This window comes from Cobetia sp. MC34, from assembly GCF_018340035.1.
GTDB lineage: Bacteria > Pseudomonadota > Gammaproteobacteria > Pseudomonadales > Halomonadaceae > Cobetia > Cobetia amphilecti.
In genome coordinates, this window is record NZ_JADPPY010000003.1 from 196,204 (window position 1) to 214,468 (window position 18,265).

Consider the following 18,265-nt stretch of genomic DNA (forward strand, 5'->3'; position numbering starts at 1 on the left):
GTGGAGCAGCGAGACACCGTCATGAATCGTCGCGAAGAGACTGCGCCCGACATCATCGCCCTGACCGCCGGTGAGCCGGCGGGCATCGGCCCGGAACTGCTGGTCATGCTCGCCGGTCAGGCGGAAGCGTTCCCCGCGCAGCTGGTCGCCGTGGCGGACCCCGCCTTGCTGGTCAGTCGTGCCCGCCTGCTGGGACTGCCGCTGGTGGTGCATGAGCTGTCGCCGGGCGACCCGCTGCCGCCGGCCCGCAATGGTGAGCTGGCCGTGTGGCCGGTGCCGCTGGCAGTGCCCAGCGAGCCGGGCGTGATCGATGCGCGCAATGGCGATCATGTGCTGGCGATGCTGGATGTCGCCATCGCCGCCTGCCAGGCGGGTCATGCCAGTGCGATGGTGACGGCGCCGCTGTCCAAGGCCGCCGTGATCGAGGCCGGGCATGCGGGCTTCACCGGCCACACCGAATACCTGCGCGATGTCTGCGGGGTCGAGGAAGTGGTCATGATGCTGGCGTGCCCCGGGCTGCGGGTGGCGCTGGCCACCACGCACCTGCCGCTGCGCGAGGTGGCCGATGCCATCACGCCCGAGGGCCTGACGCGGGTAATGAAGATCCTCGCCAAGGATCTGACGCGCTACTTCGGCTGTGCCGCGCCGCGCATCGCGGTGTGCGGGCTCAATCCGCATGCCGGCGAGGGTGGGCACCTGGGGCATGAGGAGATCGAGGTGATCTCCCCGACGCTCGACGCCCTGCGCGCGACCGGCATGCAGCTGGATGGTCCGCTGCCAGCCGACACCCTGTTCACGCCGCGGCATCTGGAGGGCGTGGATGCGGTTCTGGCGATGTACCACGACCAGGGCCTGCCGGTGCTCAAGTATGCCGGCTTCGGTGAAGCCGCCAACATCACGCTGGGCCTGCCGATCGTGCGTACCTCCGTGGATCACGGCACGGCGCTGGACCTTGCCGGCAGCGGGTGTGCCGACGTCGGCAGCCTGTTGCAGGCCGTGCGTGTCGCCATCGAGATGGCAGCCGCCGCGCGAGCCTGAGATAATCCCCGCATCACTCGGGCGTGACCGCATGGCGGCACGTCAGGCGTGCGCCACAGCGTGGCGTCTCGCTACCCCAGTCATTCGACCATCGAGGATGGTCTCGCCGCCCCGGTCTGCCTGTGTCCCTGCAGGCCATGGCGGCGTCTTGTTGTCGGGAATCCCGACGGATTCCCAGGAGGAAGGTCAGTCCCATGTCCCAACATTTCCCCGCGCATCGCGCTCGCAAGCGTTTCGGTCAGAACTTTCTGCAGGACCTTGGCGTCATCTCTCGAATCGTGAATGCCATTCGTCCCGCGGAAGGCGAGCGCCTGGTCGAGATCGGTCCGGGGCAGGGTGCCTTGACCGGCCCGCTGCTGGAAGCGGCAGGCAAGCTGGAAGTCATCGAGCTGGACCGTGATCTCATCCCGGGTCTGCGCGTGCAGTTCTTCAACTACCCGGACTTCGTGATCCACGAAGGCGATGCCCTGCGCTTCGATTTCCCGGAGCTGGTCGGTGATGGTCCGGCACTGCGCGTGGTCGGCAATCTGCCGTACAACATCTCCACTCCGCTGATCTTCCACCTGCTGGAAGCACGCGGCGCGATCTCCGACATGCACTTCATGCTGCAGAAGGAAGTCGTCGAGCGTCTGGCCGCCGAGCCGGGTGGCACCGACTGGGGCCGCCTGTCGGTGATGACCCAGTATTACTGCGCGGTGGAAAACCTGTTCCTGGTGCCGCCGAGCGCCTTCTTCCCGGCGCCGAAGGTGGATTCCGCCATCGTGCGTCTGGTGCCGCACCGTGAATTGCCGCATCCGGCCAAGGACGAGAAGCTGCTCGCCGTCATCGTGCGCGAAGCCTTCTCCCAGCGCCGCAAGACGCTGCGCAACAACTTCAAGGGCCGCATCGATGCCGACCAGCTGACCGCGCTGGGCATCGATCCCTCGCGTCGTCCGCAGACACTGACCGTCGCTGAGCTGGTGATGATCAGCAACCACCTCAGTGAGCAGGGCATGACGGTGGACAAGGCCGACAAGGCACCGAAGAAGCGTCCGCGCAGCAATGTCGGTCACGGTGCGCCGGCAGCCGACAGTGCCAGTGGTAGTGATGGGAATAGTGACAGTGGCGAGCGTCTCGATATCGAGAGCGATGCCAAGGGCGACGCCCGCAACGCCAGCGACCACGACGCATGAGTAGCGTGGCGGACATCCGTATCGACGCCGTACCCGAGTACTGCGCCGACGAGAGTCGTCCGAGCGAGAACCGACACGTGTTCCGCTACACCATCACCGTGCACAACGGGACGGATGAGACCGTGCAGCTGCTGGCGCGCTACTGGAAGATCACCCAGGGCAGCGGCGATGAGCAGGAAGTGCGTGGCAAGGGCGTGGTCGGCAAGCAGCCGCTGATCGCGCCCGGCGAGAGCTTTCGCTATACCTCGCGCGCCGTGCTCGACATGCCGGTCGGCGTGATGCAGGGGGCCTATACCTTCTGTGACGCGACCCATGCGCGCACCTTCGAGGTCGCCATCGCACCGTTCCGTCTCGCCGGTCCGCATCAGGTTCACTAGGGTGGCCGCGTGACGCAGCGTTTCGTATTCAAGACAGCAAGTCAGGCCGCCACGGCGGTCAGGGAGTGGGCATGACGCAGTGGGCGATTGGCGATTTGCAGGGCTGCCATCAAGAGTTTGAACTTCTGTTGCAGCGCCTCGATTTCACGCCGGGGCGCGATGTGCTGTGGCTGGCGGGAGACCTGGTCAATCGCGGGCCGGGCTCGCTGGAGTGCCTGCGTCTGGTCAAGTCGCTGGGCGATGATGCGCGGGTGGTGCTGGGCAACCATGACCTCCACCTGCTGGCGGTGGCCGAAGGCTTCAGCCGCCACAAGCGCTCCGATACGCTGACGCCGATTCTCGAGGCGCCGGACCGTGAGGAGCTGCTGGACTGGCTGCGTCGTCAGCCGCTGATGGTGGATGCGCTGGTCGGCAATCGCCGCACGGTGATGAGCCATGCCGGCGTGTTGCCGAGCTGGACGCTGGACCAGGCGGCCGGTTATGCCCGCGAAGCGCACGCCGTGCTGGCGGGCGACGACTATCGAGGCTTTCTCGGCGAGATGTACGGCAATACGCCGGACCGCTGGCAGGAGGATCTCGAAGGCACGCCGCGCCTGCGCTGCATCGTCAATGTCTTCACGCGCATGCGCTTTCTGCACAGTGATGGCCGACTGGATTTCGCGGCCAAGGAAGGACTGGACAGCGCGCCGGAGGGGTGCCGTCCCTGGTTCCAGTACCCGCGTCCCGAAGGGGCCTGGGATGATTCGCCGCGCCTGCTGTTCGGTCACTGGGCTGCTCTGGAAGGCGAGACGCCGGCGGCGCGTCAGGATGTCGAGGCGCTGGACACCGGCTGCGTGTGGGGCGGTGGCCTGACGGCGCTCAATCTCGAGACGGAAGAGCGCGTCTTCGAGCCGGCGCTGACCTCGCGCTGAGCGCCCTCCCGTCGCCAGTGACAGCAGGTCTGCCGTCGCTAGCGAATGCCTTTCCCTTACTCAACAAGCGGAGTCCGCATGAGTTTCGAACATCTTGATCTCGCAACCCTCAGTGACTGGCGTCAACGCGACCCGTCGCTCGTGGTACTCGATATCCGCGATCCGCTCAGCTTCACGCAGGGGCGTATCCCGGGCAGCCGTCATCTGGACAACGCCAGTGCCGGTGCCATCCTGGAAGACACCCCGCGCGACAAGCCGCTGGTGGTGGTCTGCTATCACGGCCATTCCAGTCAGCAGGCCGCCGCCTGGCTGGCGGGGCAGGGCTTCGAGAAGGTCTATTCCCTCGATGGTGGCTTTACCCAGTACCAACTGACGCATGGCGATGACGTCGAGAGCGGTAGCTGACGCCGCCTGCACGTGACTGCCATCACTGGTCGTACTTCCTCGCTTTCCTCATTCAGCTTTGTATCTCGTGCCGCAGGGCAAGGACATTCGCATGACTCAGACGACGCCTTCTTCACTGACCGATTCGCGTGACCGCCTGTTGAGCGGGCTTCAGGTCTATCGCGTGGGCGGCGCGGTGCGTGATGCGCGCCTGGGTTGGCCGTGGCACGAGTGCGACTTCGTGGTGGTGGGCGCGACGGTGGAAGGCATGCAGGCGCGTGGCTTCCGACCGGTCGGACGGGACTTCCCGGTCTTCCTGCATCCGCAGACCCAGGAGGAGTACGCGCTGGCGCGTACCGAGCGCAAGTCCGGCCACGGGTATGTCGGCTTCAGCGTGCATGCCAGCCCCGATGTGACGCTGGAAGAGGACCTCATTCGTCGCGACCTGACCATCAATGCCATGGCCGAGCCGCTCGACAGCACGCCGGGGCAGGGCGAGGTGATCGACCCCTACGGTGGCCTGGCGGATCTCGAGGCGCGCGTGTTGCGTCATGTCTCGAGCGCCTTCAGTGAAGACCCGCTGCGCGTATTGCGCGTGGCACGCTTTCTGGCGCGCTATCAGGGGCTCGGCTTCACGGTCGCGGAGGAGACACGGCAGATGATGGTCGCCATGGTCGAGAGCGGTGAGGTCTCGCATCTGGTGGCCGAGCGGGTCTGGAAGGAGACCGAGAAGGCGCTGGGCGAGGCCAGTCCCGAGGCCTACTTCCAGCTGCTCGATGAGCTGGGAGCGCTGGCGGTGCTGATGCCGCCGCTGACCCGCGATGCCGAACAGCTCACAGCGGCGCTGGCGCGTCTGGACCGCCTGCCGCGTCAGCTGGTCGATGAGGCGGAGATGGTCTGCTGGCGCATGGCGCGCCTGGTGGAGCACCTGTCACGCGACGAGATCGATGCCCTGGCGCAGGACTTGCGCCTGCCCAGCGCCGTGCGTGACGCCGCCCAGCAGGCACGTCTGTGCCGGGAATTGAACGAGGCCTCGCGGCGGGAAGGTGGCGTTAGCGCAGCCGATCTCAAGGCCTGGCTGGATGGTGTCGATGCCTGGCGGCGTGGCGAGCGCCAGTCGGTGCTGGTGGCCCTGCTGGCCGTCGAGGACAAGGGCCTGGCGCGGCTGGGCAATGCCGTCTGGCAAGCCGCGACGGCGGTGTCGCCGCAGTCTCTGGTCGAACAGGGCCTGAAAGGGGCGGAGATCGGGCGTGCGCTCAGTGAGCAGCGCCAGCATGCCATCGAGCAGGCGCTGAGCGAATGGCAGGCCATGCCGGAAGTGCACGCGCCTCATTGCGGCTGCGGACACAGTCACTGATCACCGCCCGCTGCCGAGCACCTGGCCTGAGCACCTGCTCTGAGCAAATGATCCGAGTATATGACCCCGAAAGCCCCGGCCCTGCGCTGGGGCTTTTGCGTCTTGGCCGCAGGAAGGGTTTTGTGAGGGAGAGCGTGTTTTTATAAGCGGAACGCAGCGTGTGAGCAGAGCGTGTCTTTCATGAGCAGTGCGCTGCGTGTGAGCAAAGCATGCTTACAGGCGCGGCTCGCTGCCATCGCTCAGGCGGCGCAGATTCAGTGCATGACGAATCACGATCAGACTGGCGAAGACCAGAATCACGCCGCTCATCTGCGGCGCCAGCCACAGGCTGAACAGGGGGGCCGCCAGTCCGGCCACCAGCGAGGCGATGGCCGCCGTGCGCAGTCGCCAGGCCAGCCCGACCCACAGCGCGGCGCAGCTCAAGGCGACGCCCGGCGCCAGCATCAGCAGCACGCCAAAGGCAGCGGCCACGGCCTTGCCACCGCGATGGCCACGGTGCCACAGCGGCAGGCTGTGGCCGATCAGCACGGCCAGCCCGATCAATCCCAGTGCCCAGGGCAGCAGCGAGAGCGCCAGCCCCAGCCAGAGTGCCGGCATGCCCTTGGCGGCATCGAAGACCAGCACCAGGGCGGCGGGCAGCGCGCCATGCAGCCGCAGCACATTGGAGAAGCCCGGATTGAAGGACCCCGCCAGGCGTGGGTCGGCCAGCCCCAGTCGCTGACAGATCCACACCGCGCCCAGCACCGAACCGCTGGCATAGGCCACGGCCATCAGCAGGCTCAGCTGTTGCCAGGCGGCCAGTTGCGCGGCCCACTCGATCAGGCCCGTCAGCATGCTGTCGACTCGCTGCGTGCCCGAGGTGTCGCACACAGGCAGGGAGAGAGGGGCAGGCAGCTTGGCCAAGCAGGGGCCGGGTGCAGTAGAATCAGTCGCATGATGGCGGGGCCTTGGGCGTCGTTTTTATTCGTTCATTCGACAAGCATAGAGGTAACGCCGTGGATCGTGTGCTGATCGAGGCTCTGGCCGTGGAAACCGTGATTGGTGTCTATGACTGGGAGCGTACCATTCGCCAGCGTCTGGTGATGGATCTGGAAATGGCCACGGATATTCGTGCCGCAGCTGCCGACGATGACCTGACGCACACCCTGGACTACGCCGCCATCAGCGCGCGCATCCAGACCTTCGCCGAAGAGAGCCACTTCGAGCTGGTGGAAGCCTTCGCCGAGCGCCTGGCAGCGCTGCTGCGTGAAGAGTTCGGCATTCCCTGGTTGACCATGACGGTACGCAAGCCGGGCGCCGTGCCGGAAGCCGCCGCCGTTGGCGTGCGTATCGTGCGCGGCAGCCTCGAGACCGTCTCGGATGCGCCGGCATGAGTCTGGTGCTGATCTCCATCGGTAGCAATATCGAGCGCGAGCATCATGTGCGGGTCTGCCTGGATGCGCTGGAGGCGACCTTCGGCAACCTGACGCTGTCCTCCGTCTACGAGAGCGAGCCGGTGGGCTTCGTCGACGGGCGCAACTTCCTCAATCTGGTCGCGGGTTTCGAGAGTGACTGGAGCGTCGGCGAATTGCAGGCCTGGTGCAAGCAGCTCGAGCTGGCCAATGGTCGCCTCAAGAACAGCGCCAAGTTCAGTCCGCGCACCCTGGATCTGGACCTGCTGACCGTCGGTACCCTGACAGGAGAGATCGATGGCGTGATGCTGCCGCGCGATGAGGTCGATCGCAATGCCTTCGTGCTGCTGCCGCTGGCCGAGTCGTTCGGCGAAGAGCGCCACCCCGTCACCGGCGAGGATTACGCCTCGCTGTGGAAGGCGTTCGTGGCCGCCGGGCGCGCCGAACAGCAGCCGTTGTGGCCGGTGGACTTCAGCTGGCGCTGCCGCATGATCTCTCACGCTGATGCCACGGTCTGACGCTGCTCTCTGATGTCCCAGCCTGACGCTATCAGGCGCCATATTGCTGGTGTCAGTGTCCGGCGGTGAGTGTGACCGGCCCCTCAATGACAACGCCCTGCCGATTCTCATCGGCAGGGCGTTGTTGTCTGGTAGGGTACTGTCGTCTGGCAGGGCGCTGGCGTCTGGCAGGACTGAGCCTCAGTCCTGCGCTGTGCTCGGGGCCGCGAGGCTGTCCAGCGGCCAGCGCGGCACGGCCTTCATCGGGCCGGTGTCCTGCTCGCCTGCATTCAGGCGCTGCGCGCCCACGTAGGCGATCATCGCGCCGTTGTCGGTGCAGAAGCGGCCGCGCGGGTAGTAGGCGCGGGCATTGCGCTTGGTCAGCTCATGGCTCAGGCGCTCACGCAGGCGGGCGTTGGCACTCACGCCACCGGCGACGACCAGGCGCTTGAGGCCGGTCTGGTCCAGTGCGCGACGACACTTGATGACCAGGGTGTCGACCACGGCTTCCTCGAAGGCGCGTGCGATATCGGCGCAGTGCTGCTCATCCAGGTCATCCGCAGCCTTGGCCTTCTTGAGCGTGACCATGGTGTGGGTCTTGAGGCCGGAGAAGCTGAAGTCGAGGCCCGGGCGGTCCGTCATCGGGCGCGGGAAGCGATAGCGCCTGGGGTCGCCCTGTTCGGCCAGCTTCGCGACCTGCGGGCCACCGGGGTAGGGCAGTTCCAGCATCTTGGCGGCCTTGTCGAAGGCTTCGCCGGCGGCATCATCCACGGACTCGCCGAGCAGCTCGTATTCGCCCAGTCCGCGCACCGCGACCAGCTGGGTGTGCCCGCCGGAGACCAGCAGCGCCACGAAGGGGAATTCCGGTGCATCGTCTTCCAGCATCGGCGCCAGCAGGTGGCCTTCCATGTGGTGGACGCCGAGCACCGGCACTCCCCATGCCTTGGCGAGGCCATGCGCGGTGGACGCGCCGACCATCAGCGCGCCGACCAGGCCCGGGCCTGCGGTATAGGTGATGGCATCGATGTCAGCGGCCTTCAGCTGCGCCTCATCCATCACCTGCTGGATCAGCGGCAGCAGCTTGCGAGTGTGATCACGCGACGCCAGTTCCGGCACCACGCCGCCGAACTCGGCGTGCATGGCGATCTGGCTGTAGAGGGCATCTGCAAGCAGGCCCTGGTCCGTGTCGTAGATGGCGACGCCGGTCTCGTCGCAGGAAGTCTCGATGCCGAGCACACGCATGGCTGACTCTCAGGAAATATCAGAAGTAGAGGGCGGCACGACCAGCGAGGCTGCCTGAGCGAGCCCGAGAGGCGTGTGTGCCGTGAATGCGCGACATTCTACTGGCTGTGAGCACGGGTGTCGCGCCAGCTGGCGTTGAGGCAGAGAGGATTTCCGGTTTCCGCGTTTGCAAAGCCGGGGGCGGGTGTCTAGAATATGGCACTCTGCAAGACTGGGTCGTGCATCCGACCACTCCGCAAAAGCTCCCCGAATCATGATTCCAGCCAGCGACGGCTACCCTCACCGGTGGTGTCGCAGGCGACTGATTGATGCTGGATCGACCTGCAGGTGGCGGTTTACCGTCGCTGGCTGGTGGCTCCTGAGGAGTGGCTGCACCGGATGTGCGTTCAAACCGAACTCATGATCTCAAGGTAGGTGAGTGTTTAATGCCTTCAGTTAAAGTACGTGACAACGAGCCGTTCGACGTCGCCCTGCGCCGTTTCAAGCGCTCCTGCGAAAAAGCCGGTGTTCTTTCCGAAGTGCGTCGTCGTGAGCACTACGAGAAGCCGACAGCTGTTCGCAAGCGTCAGCAGGCGGCCGCTGTAAAGCGCCACGCCAAGAAGGTTCAGCGTGAGCGCAAGCGTTTCGAGCGTCTCTACTGATCCGTACTTTTGGGGAGTGATATTCTGCTCTCTGGAAGGACACCAAGCGGCTGCCTCACGGTGGCCGCTTGTTTTTGTCTCTAGTGGTCCGTTTGTTCTCGAGCCGTGTGCCGTTGCCTGGCGCATGTCGCTAACTCGAGGAATGGCCTGACCCGAAGGTAGCCGCTCACTTTGCTGAGCCGACACTATCTTGCGGTCAGTCCGTTTTTCCACGACTTCTGGCGAATCATGGCTGGTCTCATCCCCCAAGGCTTCATTGACGATCTGCTGGCCCGCACCGACGTGGTCGAGGTGGTGGGTGAGCGCGTCCAGCTGAAGAAGGCCGGCAAGAGCTATGTCGGCCTCTGTCCGTTCCATCAGGAAAACTCTCCCTCGTTCAACGTCATCCCGGACAAGCAGTTCTATCACTGCTTCGGGTGCGGGGCGAGCGGCAGTGCCCTCAAGTTCCTGATGGAGTTCGATCGCCTGCCGTTCCCCGAGGCCGTGGAGCAGCTGGCCTCGCGACTGGCGCTTGAAGTGCCGCGCGAAGGCGGCAACCAGAGTCCGCACGAGCGTCGTGAGCGCCAGCGTCGCGAGCAGGCCCGCGAAGAGGGCGTCAATCTGCTCGAGGCGGCCGCGGACTTCTATCGTCAGCGCCTGACGGAACCGGCCGCGCAGCCTGCACGTGAGTATCTGGAAGGCCGTGGTCTGTCGCGTGAGGTCATGCGCGACTTCGGCATCGGCTTCGCGCCGGAAGGCTGGGAGCACCTCAAGCATCACCTGAGCAAGCTGGGTGTCAGCGAGGATGTGCAGATCGAATACGGTCTGCTGATCCATCACGAGGAAAGCGGTCGCCGCTATGACCGCTTCCGCGATCGCGTGATGTTCCCGATCCGTGACTGGAAAGGCCGCACCATCGCCTTCGGCGGTCGCGTGATGGGCGATGCCAAGCCCAAATACCTGAATTCTCCCGAGACTCCCGTCTTCCACAAGGGGCGCGAGCTCTACGGTCTGTTTGAAGCCCGTGAGGCGAATCGCAAGCTGGAACGCATGCTGATCGTCGAAGGCTACATGGACGTGGTGGCGCTGGCGCAGTACGGCATTCGCAATGCCTGCGCGACCCTGGGCACCGCGACCAGTGAGGAGCACCTCAAGCGCCTCTATCGCCTGGTCGATGAGGTGGTGTTCTGCTTCGACGGCGACAAGGCCGGCCGCCAGGCGGCGCGCCGCGCGCTGGAAACTGTGCTCGAGGTCATGATCGATGGGCGTCAGGCGCGCTTCCTGTTCCTGCCGGAAGGCGAGGACCCGGATTCCCTGGTGCGTAGCGAGGGTCAGGAGGCATTCGAGAAGCGTGTCACCTGCGCCTCCGGGCTCTCCGAGTTCCTGTTCGAGCAGGCCGCGGAAGGACGCGACCTCAAGCGCATGGAGCAGCTCGAGCGGTTCGTGACCCAGGCGCTGGAGTGGATCTCGCGCGTGCCCGAAGGGGTGCTGCGCTCGCTGCTGCTCAAGGAGCTGGAGCGGCGCAGTGGTCTGGAGCGTGAGCGGCTGGACGCCATGCTGGTGGAGCGCGCCGCGGCGCGTGAAGCCCAGCAGGCACGGCTGCGTCAGCACCAGCAGCTACGACAGCACCCTCAGCAACAGCAGCGTTCGCAACCGCAACAACGTCAGCCCGGCGCGACACACTCGGCACCGCGCTCAGCGCCCGCTGCCAGTCCTCAGGACGGCGCGACGCTGAGTGACGCGCAGGACGAGTGGTCGTCGCTGGAGGCGATGGCAGATGCCGGTTTCGGCGACAGCGAGCCCGATGGCTGGCAGCCGGATGACTGGCAGTCGCATGGCGAGATGCCTGCGGGACAGGGCGCTCAAGCCGCGCGCGCGACGCCGGCCAGGTCTCAGAAGCGCACCTCGGTCAGCATGCTGACGCGCCTGTTGCATCTTCTGGTGCACGAGCCGCAGCTGGTCGCCGAGCTACCTGACACCAATGAGTGGATCGAAGGAGCGGGCGAGCCGGCCGACAGTGAGGATGCGCAGCTGTTGAACGATGTGGTGCGTCTCTTGAAGGCGGGGCAGTATCGTTCGCCTCAGGTGCTGTTGGCGCACTTCCTCGGTACCGCACAGGGGCCGAGACTTGAGCAGCTGGCAGCCCGGGAATTGCTGATTCCGCGTGACGTGCGCAGCGAAGAGCTGAAGGGGCTGGTGGAGCATTGCCAGCATCAGCAGGCGCGCACCACGCCGGAAGCGGAATATCAGGCCTTGCTGGCCAAGGAAAAGCGTGGCGAGAAGTTGTCGGCAGAAGAGAAGCAGCGGCTGATGGCCCTGCTGATGGAGCTGGCAACACGGCGCTGACGCAGTCTCGGTGCCAGGAAGGCCGACAATGGTGGAAATGCCGTGAGAGCTGAGGCGATGGCGCAGGAAAATACGCCCCATGGCCTTGAAAGACGCACTCATGCCCACTATTTAATGAGGTAGCTCCCGATGCGGACTGCCGCAACGTAACCGATAACGCTAACACACCTGGATGGTCCGGCAAATACGCCGCTGGCAGCATCTCCTGATGGCACGCTATACTGGTGCGCTTGATGCTCTCTTCGTCCCTATACCGGCGCCATGCTCACTCGCTGAGCCGCGTCGCGTCCAGGTGCTTCATTCTTCTTCGTCGAGATAGGGGTTCTATGGCTGGTAATGCGCAGCAGCAGTCGCGTCTCAAGGAGTTGATCGCGCGCGGCAAGGAACAGGGTTACCTGACCTATGCCGAGGTCAACGATCACCTGCCCGAGGATATCGCTGATCCCGAACAGGTGGAAGACATCATCAGCATGATCAACGATATGGGCATCAAGGTCGCGGAAGAAGCGCCCGATGCCGATACCTTGATGATGTCTGATTCCTCCACTGACGAGTCTGCCGCCGAAGAGGCCGTTGCCGCTCTCGCCGCGGTGGAAAGCGATGTGGGACGCACCACCGACCCCGTCCGCATGTACATGCGTGAGATGGGCACCGTGGAACTCCTGACCCGCGAAGGCGAAATCAAGATCGCCAAGCGGATCGAGGAGGGCACGCGTGAGGTGATGTCGTCGCTGGCATTCTTGCCGGGGGCAGTCGACTCCATCCTGGAAGCCTACGACGGCACTCTGGGCGAAGACGGCGGACGTCTGTCCGATCTCTTCTCCGGTTTCATCGACCCTGACGAAGGCGTGCCGGGTGTCGCTGAAGTCGAAGTCGAGGAAGTCGAAGAGATTCCCGAGGGCGAAGAGTCCGAAGGCGACGAAGACGAAGACGACGATTCCGCCTCTGAAGGCGGCCCGGACCCCGAGCTGGCCCGCGTCCGCTTCGAGCAGATCCGTGAGCAGAACGAAGCGACCAAGGCCGCCATCGAGAAGTACGGTTCCGGCTCTGCCGAGGCGAAAGCCGAGCAGGACCGTCTTGCCGAGCTGTTCTCGCCGATCAAGCTGGTGCCCAAGCACTTCGAGCGTCTGGTCGGCCAGGTTCGCGTGTCCGTCGAGCAGGTGCGCGAGCAGGAAAAGGTCATCCTGCAGATCTTCGTCAAGCGCGGCAAGGTGCCTCGCAAGAGCTTCATCAAGGCTTTCCCGGGCCACGAGTCCGACATGGACTGGTTCGACAGCTTCATCGGTGGCAGCAAGAAGTACGCCGACAAGCTCGAGCCGTTCCGTGCCGACGTGCTGCGTGCCCAGCGCAAGATCGCCTTCGAGCAGGACATGGTCCAGCTGCCGGTCAGCGAGCTGAAGGAAGTGAACCGTCGCCTGTCGATCGGTGAAGCCAAGGCGCGTCGTGCCAAGAAGGAAATGGTCGAGGCCAACCTGCGTCTGGTCATCTCCATCGCCAAGAAGTACACCAACCGTGGTCTGCAGTTCCTGGATCTCATCCAGGAAGGCAACATCGGTCTGATGAAGGCCGTGGACAAGTTCGAGTACCGTCGTGGTTACAAGTTCTCGACCTACGCCACCTGGTGGATCCGTCAGGCGATCACTCGCTCCATCGCGGACCAGGCGCGCACCATCCGTATTCCGGTGCACATGATCGAGACCATCAACAAGCTGAACCGTGTCTCGCGTCAGATGCTGCAGGAAATGGGTCGCGAGCCGACGCCGGAAGAGCTGGGCGAACGCCTCGAGATGCCGGAAGACAAGGTGCGTCGCGTGCTCAAGATCGCCAAGGAGCCCATCTCCATGGAGACGCCGATCGGTGACGATGATGATTCGCACTTGGGTGACTTCATCGAGGACGGCACCATGGTCTCGCCGATCGACTCCGCCACCGGCGAAGGTCTGATCGAAGCGACCCGTGGCATCCTGTCCGGCCTGACCGCACGTGAAGCCAAGGTGCTGCGCATGCGTTTCGGTATCGACATGAACACCGACCATACCCTCGAGGAAGTCGGCAAGCAGTTCGATGTCACCCGTGAGCGTATCCGTCAGATCGAAGCGAAAGCGCTGCGCAAGCTGCGTCACCCGTCACGCTCCGAGTCACTGCGTTCCTTCATGGAAGAGTGATCTGAAGCGCTCGGGGCCACGCCTCAACTGCTGGCCTCGCTGACAAGACAACGCCCGCCCCCATGCGAATGGGAGGCGGGCGTTGTCGTTTGTGGGCTTTACGTTGCGGGTCTTTCTCTACGGGCTGTGTCGCCTTCAGGCTTGTCTTTACGGACCTTACCACCTTCGAACTGCGTCGTTAAAGGTCTGCGTGATGTGCCCTGTGGGGCTATCAGGCGCCGTGGCGCAGCTGGTGAGACGAAGGCGTTGCCGCCACGCTGAAGACGACACGGCCCTTGATACATTGACGGGAGACCGGCCCCATCTGCTCGCTGCTCAAGCCGTCGGGATGCTCGCCGCGCAGCCACAGGCGGCCGTTGTCGTCGATGCGATGCAGGCGCTTGACCAGCTGGCCGAGCCTGGGATGTTCCACCACGACGGTGGCGCCGGGCGTCAATCGCCAGCGACTGGGCCAGCGCATGCTGATGATGAGGCTGTGCTGCGGGAGACTGGGGGCAAGACTATGACCGTGCAAGCGGTAGCTACTGAACCAGCGCATGTGAGGCTCCTTGAGAATGAGGGCATGACACGGTCAAGATCCTGTCGGTGCTTTCCTGTGGCAGTGGCGATAGTTGAATTGTATCCACTGCTTAGTAAAATATAATCATTCTCATTTGATATCCAGCCGTTTCCAGTCAGCGCCTCGCGCAATGGCTATCGAGAGTCGGCTGTCTAGCGCAGCCTGTCGAGAGAAGACTGTCTCGCGAAGCCTGTTGAGAGTAGAAACGAAAAAAGCCGCGGCTCAGGTGAGCAGCGGCTTTTGGGAGAGTCACGGGTCTGTCTGTCTCTTGCGCTTCGTGCTGTGCTTCATGTCATGTCACGTCACTTCGCGTTGTTTCATGGGGCAGGGCGAAGTGACGGTCGTGCGCCAGGTCTTGCGTGCAGCTCGGCAAGAGGGTTTTGCTGCCGGGCTCAGTCGTTGGCGTTGAGCTCACGCAGCAGGGCGCGGCGCTGGCGGCCCATGCGGATCGCCAGCAGCACGATCTCGATCACGGCGATGGCCATCAGGGTGTAGCCGAACAGTTCGGTGACTTCCTCGGCGGCATTCTTGACCGAACGCAGGTAGGAGTCCCCCATCAGGGTTTCCCAGAATTCCGAGCGACCGTAGAGGCGTGAGAAGACGTAGGTCGCCAGGAAGCCGGCGCCGAACAGGCCGAACGCGAAGCTGCGCCCGAAGTGCTCGAACTCGGCAATGAAGCGGCTGCGGTTGCGCCATACGCCGATGATGACCGGTATCGCGACCACGCTGACCAGGAACTGCCAGCTGCCATCGCCGATCATGCCGTCGAGCAGGGCGTCCTGTTCACGGATCAGGGACGCCGCGAACAGGCCGAACAGCAGCAGGCTGATGGTGCGCAGGTCCGGCAGGCGTGAATGCACCAGCCACATGGTGGCTGCGCTCAAGGCCAGCAGAGTGCTCTGCATGTGTTCTGTCCAGCTGGCTTCGCTGAAGCCGACATCACCGAAGTGGTGGGCATCATGCATGACCAGCGACATCATCGCGGCCACCAGCGGCGCATAGATGGCCAGGCGCAGGCAGGCTTGCATGAAGAGCGAAGTGGGCTTGCGCCCATACAGCGGCTGTTCGGCGCTGATGGGGAGCGGGACAGCGTTATGGTGCTGGGTATGCGAAGTCAGGCGAGACAAGGGACTCTCCGGACAGTCCATGGACTGCCAGTCAGGGTGAGGGTGTTGTTTGCCTGCTCATTATAACGATGCAAAGGTGCTCAGTTAATATTCTGGTAAGAAAACTGTGAGATTCCATTTCAGCATCGATGTTGCGCCGAGCGGAAATGTTCGTCAGCTCTGACGTAACCGATCCCGCTCGGCTTCCTCGACGATCCAGTCATGCACGGCCTGGATGCGGCCATCATCGAGGGTGCCGTGGGGATGGACGATGACGTAGCGCTTGCCGGTCAGTACCCGCTGCGCGAAGGGCGCGATCAACGTGCCGCGCGACAGCTCGTCGGTGATCAGCGTGCGCCTTGCCATCGCGACTCCCATGCCGGCGATGGCAGCTTCCATCGACAGGTGGTTGCGGTTGAAGGTATAGCCACGCTGAACGTTGATCTCGGGCGCACCGATGCTGGCCAGATAGAATTCCCACTCGGCGTGGTCGTGACTGCCGCGCCAGGCGGTGATGTCGTGCAGCAGCGGATACCAGGCGAGGTCCTCTGCGCTGCGCAGTGGCGGGCGGCCGCGCATCAGGCCGGGATGGCAGACGGGGAAGATCTCCTCTTCCATCAGGTCGGTGACCTGCATTCCCGGGTAGTGGCCGTCGTTGAGGTCGACCGCCAGCTCGAAATCACCCTCGCGCAGCGGCGAGTCACTGTCCTCGGCGCGCACGTGCAGCTCGATATCCGGAAAGCGTGCCTGCAGGCGCGGCAGTCTGGGCGCCAGCCATTTGGAGAGGAATGACGGCACCGAACGCAACCTGAGTACACCGCTCATCAAGCCGCTGCGCAGCCGTTTGACCTCCAGTCCCACCGCGCTATAGGACTGCTCCACCACGCGCGCCAATCGCGCGCCTTCCCCTGTCAGCTCGAGTCCGCGTGAACGACGCAGAAACAGCTTGAAGCCCAGCCGCTCCTCCAGCTGCTTGATCTGCTGACTCACCGCGCCGGTGGTGACGTGCAGTTCTTCCGCCGCACGCGTGAAGGAGCCGTGACGCGCGGCGCAGGCGAATACCTGCAGCCAGGCATGGGTCTGACCATTCAGGTGGCGCAGGCTCGGTGTGGTGGCGGGCGTGCCGGTCGCCGTCGGCGGCGCGGCGGGGCCAGTACCAGGCGTGTTGTCGAGGGAAGACGTCATGGGCGGGTCTCATGCAAGCGCTGGAGGCAGATAGTGAGGGAGAAGCCGCGATGGCCAGATGGCGGTGATAGCTAAAGGCATCAGGGCACAAGGTGGCGCGAAGAGCATAGTTTACGCCGTTTTTGATGCATAGGGTTTAGTCAGGCTAAACCCACGACCAATTTTTATGGTTTGTCGCATCCCGCCCCCATCCATCATCATTGCCTCATCCACTGGCAGGCGCTCAGGCGCGGCGAGTTTCCGAGATGAGGTGTTGTCATGTCCATCAGTGTATTTGATCTCTTCAAGGTCGGTGTCGGCCCCTCCAGCTCGCACACCGTCGGCCCGATGCGGGCTGCCGCGCAGTTCGTCGAGACCCTGCGCTCGCGTGACCGGCTGGAGCGCGTGGCGCGCATCGAGGTGCAGTTGCATGGTTCGCTGTCTGCCACTGGCGTAGGCCACGGCACCGACAAGGCGACCATCCTCGGCCTGATGGGCGAGCTGCCGGAAACGATCGACCCTGCGATCATCGACCCCTGCATCGAAGAGCTGCTGGAGTCCCAGACACTGCTGCTCGACAACCGCATCGCGGTGCCCTTCGTATGGGTGCGTGACATGCAGTGGCACGATGCGCCGCTGCCGTATCACCCGAATGCCATGCGTCTGATCGCCTACGGCCATCGCGATGAGCTGTATCGCAATGTCTATTACTCGGTGGGCGGCGGTTTCGTGGTCGACGAAGTCGAGGCCGCGCGTGACCCGCTGCTGGAAGACGAAAGCCTGCGTCTGCCGTATGAATTCAACACCGCCAATGAACTGCTGGCGCTATGTCGCATGCACAAGATGCGCATCAGCGAGCTGATGATGGCCAACGAATGTGCGCTGCGCAGTGAGACCCAGGTGCGTCGTGGGCTATGGCGCATCTGGGAAGTGATGAATGAGTGCATCGACAACGGCCTGACGCATGAAGGCGTGCTGCCCGGCGGTCTCAACGTCAAGCGCCGTGCCAAGCGTCTGCATGCACGTCTGCTGGATGTGGAATCCAGCAAGTCGATCATCACCTCGACCTTCTCGGCGATGGACTGGGTCAACCTGTTCGCGCTGGCGGTCAATGAAGAGAACGCGGCCGGTGGTCGCATGGTGACGGCGCCGACCAATGGCGCGGCCGGCATCATTCCGGCGGTGCTCAGCTATTACATGAAATTCCAGGAAGATGCTCGCGAGGAGGACGTGGTCGACTTCCTGCTCACGGCAGCCTCGGTGGGCATCCTGTGCAAGAAGAACGCCTCCATCTCCGGCGCGGAAGTCGGCTGTCAGGGCGAGGTGGGTTCCGCCTGCGCCATGGCGGCCGCCGGGCTTGCCGAGCTGATGGGCGCGACGCCGGAGCAGGTCGAGAACGCGGCGGAAATCGGTCTCGAACACAATCTGGGGCTGACCTGTGACCCGATCGGCGGCCTGGTGCAGATTCCCTGCATCGAGCGCAATGCGATTGCCTCGGTCAAGGCGATCAATGCCGCCCAGATGGCGATGTGCGGCGATGGCGATCACTTCGTCTCGCTGGACAAGGCGATCCGCACCATGCGTGACACCGGCCGCGACATGCAGGACAAGTACAAGGAGACCTCCAAGGGCGGTCTCGCGGTCAACGCCATCGAATGCTGATACGGCCGCTAGCCACTGGCAGGTTCACCGACTCTGACTGGATTGAGTCTGACTGAATTGAGTCTGCGTGAATTGAGTCTGCGTGAATTTAACCCACGCTATGTGAACCTGTGTGATGTGAGCCTGAGTCGAACTGCCATGACTTTCCGCCGGAGGCCTGCCGCCTCCGGCCAAACCTGTTGTCTCTTGTCAGGTACATGATCTCCGGCCAGAGGTCATGATCTCGGCAACCCTCGTTGACGCCTCTTCGGCGCGGTATTCCGCGACGGACAGG

General features: G+C 64.0%; 16 protein-coding genes and 1 pseudogene. 12 read left to right on the forward strand and 5 right to left on the reverse strand.

The genetic code is table 11. The features are described from left to right. Positions 1–21 precede the first annotated feature (21 nt). The 6 genes and pseudogenes from pdxA (at position 22) to IZU87_RS03055 (ending at position 5,239) form a co-directional block, all read left to right on the forward strand. Positions 22–1,038: a 4-hydroxythreonine-4-phosphate dehydrogenase PdxA gene (gene pdxA, locus IZU87_RS03030; protein WP_213113634.1), complete on the forward strand. Its 1,017-nt coding sequence runs from the start codon at positions 22–24 to the stop codon at positions 1,036–1,038. A gap of 194 nt (positions 1,039–1,232) precedes the next feature. Beyond that, positions 1,233–2,021, forward strand: a pseudogene (rsmA, locus tag IZU87_RS03035) (16S rRNA (adenine(1518)-N(6)/adenine(1519)-N(6))-dimethyltransferase RsmA); the annotation flags it as partial. A gap of 185 nt (positions 2,022–2,206) precedes the next feature. Then, a complete protein-coding gene (gene apaG, locus IZU87_RS03040; RefSeq protein WP_043334633.1) occupies positions 2,207–2,587 on the forward strand; it encodes a Co2+/Mg2+ efflux facilitator ApaG/CorD in 381 nt (126 codons plus the stop codon). A 71-nt stretch (positions 2,588–2,658) separates the two neighbouring features. Continuing rightward, positions 2,659–3,498 (forward strand): symmetrical bis(5'-nucleosyl)-tetraphosphatase, encoded by an 840-nt coding sequence (locus IZU87_RS03045; protein ID WP_043334635.1) that lies wholly within the window; start codon positions 2,659–2,661, stop codon positions 3,496–3,498. A gap of 78 nt (positions 3,499–3,576) precedes the next feature. Next, entirely contained in the window at positions 3,577–3,903 is a 327-nt protein-coding gene (gene glpE / locus IZU87_RS03050) for a thiosulfate sulfurtransferase GlpE (protein ID WP_054557228.1), read from the forward strand. A 91-nt stretch (positions 3,904–3,994) separates the two neighbouring features. Further along, entirely contained in the window at positions 3,995–5,239 is a 1,245-nt protein-coding gene (locus IZU87_RS03055; RefSeq protein ID WP_213113636.1) for a tRNA nucleotidyltransferase/poly(A) polymerase-related protein, read from the forward strand. Positions 5,240–5,452: 213 nt separating this feature from the next. Here the strand turns inward: IZU87_RS03055 and IZU87_RS03060 are convergent, their stop codons facing one another. Then, a complete protein-coding gene (locus IZU87_RS03060) occupies positions 5,453–6,073 on the reverse strand; it encodes a glycerol-3-phosphate acyltransferase (RefSeq protein ID WP_213113637.1) in 621 nt (206 codons plus the stop codon). A 161-nt stretch (positions 6,074–6,234) separates the two neighbouring features. Here IZU87_RS03060 and folB point away from each other — a divergent pair, with 161 nt between their 5' ends. Both folB and folK read left to right on the forward strand, forming a co-directional pair. Then, positions 6,235–6,612, forward strand: coding sequence for a dihydroneopterin aldolase (folB, locus tag IZU87_RS03065; protein ID WP_213113638.1), 378 nt, complete (start codon positions 6,235–6,237; stop codon positions 6,610–6,612). Continuing rightward, a complete protein-coding gene (folK, locus tag IZU87_RS03070; protein ID WP_213113639.1) occupies positions 6,609–7,148 on the forward strand; it encodes a 2-amino-4-hydroxy-6-hydroxymethyldihydropteridine diphosphokinase in 540 nt (179 codons plus the stop codon). The genes folB and folK overlap by 4 nt, the downstream gene beginning before the upstream one ends. A 180-nt stretch (positions 7,149–7,328) precedes the next feature. Here the strand turns inward: folK and tsaD are convergent, their stop codons facing one another. Then, a complete protein-coding gene (gene tsaD, locus IZU87_RS03075) occupies positions 7,329–8,369 on the reverse strand; it encodes a tRNA (adenosine(37)-N6)-threonylcarbamoyltransferase complex transferase subunit TsaD (RefSeq protein WP_213113640.1) in 1,041 nt (346 codons plus the stop codon). 425 nt (positions 8,370–8,794) lie between these two features. On the opposite strand from tsaD, the gene rpsU reads away from it, so the two are divergent. The 3 genes from rpsU to rpoD all read left to right on the forward strand — a co-directional run bounded on the left by rpsU (position 8,795) and on the right by rpoD (position 13,500). Then, the gene (gene rpsU / locus IZU87_RS03080) at positions 8,795–9,010 is read left to right on the forward strand and encodes a 30S ribosomal protein S21 (protein ID WP_024951433.1); all 216 of its coding nucleotides are present in this window, start codon (positions 8,795–8,797) and stop codon (positions 9,008–9,010) included. 228 nt (positions 9,011–9,238) lie between these two features. After that, positions 9,239–11,335 carry a DNA primase gene (gene dnaG, locus IZU87_RS03085; protein WP_213113641.1) on the forward strand — a complete coding sequence of 699 codons (2,097 nt, stop codon included), beginning with the start codon at positions 9,239–9,241 and terminating at the stop codon, positions 11,333–11,335. Between the two features lie 326 nt (positions 11,336–11,661). After that, a complete protein-coding gene (gene rpoD, locus IZU87_RS03090; RefSeq protein WP_043334650.1) occupies positions 11,662–13,500 on the forward strand; it encodes an RNA polymerase sigma factor RpoD in 1,839 nt (612 codons plus the stop codon). A gap of 211 nt (positions 13,501–13,711) precedes the next feature. Here rpoD and IZU87_RS03095 read toward each other — a convergent pair whose 3' ends face one another. The 3 genes from IZU87_RS03095 to IZU87_RS03105 form a co-directional block, all read right to left on the reverse strand. Beyond that, positions 13,712–14,038: a S24/S26 family peptidase gene (locus tag IZU87_RS03095; RefSeq protein ID WP_054557224.1), complete on the reverse strand. Its 327-nt coding sequence runs from the start codon at positions 14,036–14,038 to the stop codon at positions 13,712–13,714. A 413-nt stretch (positions 14,039–14,451) separates the two neighbouring features. After that, the gene (locus IZU87_RS03100; protein ID WP_107335965.1) at positions 14,452–15,186 is read right to left on the reverse strand and encodes a hypothetical protein; all 735 of its coding nucleotides are present in this window, start codon (positions 15,184–15,186) and stop codon (positions 14,452–14,454) included. A gap of 153 nt (positions 15,187–15,339) precedes the next feature. Then, positions 15,340–16,350: a LysR substrate-binding domain-containing protein gene (locus IZU87_RS03105; protein ID WP_082388931.1), complete on the reverse strand. Its 1,011-nt coding sequence runs from the start codon at positions 16,348–16,350 to the stop codon at positions 15,340–15,342. Between the two features lie 258 nt (positions 16,351–16,608). Between IZU87_RS03105 and IZU87_RS03110 the strand changes: the two genes are divergently transcribed. Then, the gene (locus IZU87_RS03110; RefSeq protein ID WP_213113642.1) at positions 16,609–17,991 is read left to right on the forward strand and encodes an L-serine ammonia-lyase; all 1,383 of its coding nucleotides are present in this window, start codon (positions 16,609–16,611) and stop codon (positions 17,989–17,991) included. Positions 17,992–18,265: the final 274 nt, after the last annotated feature.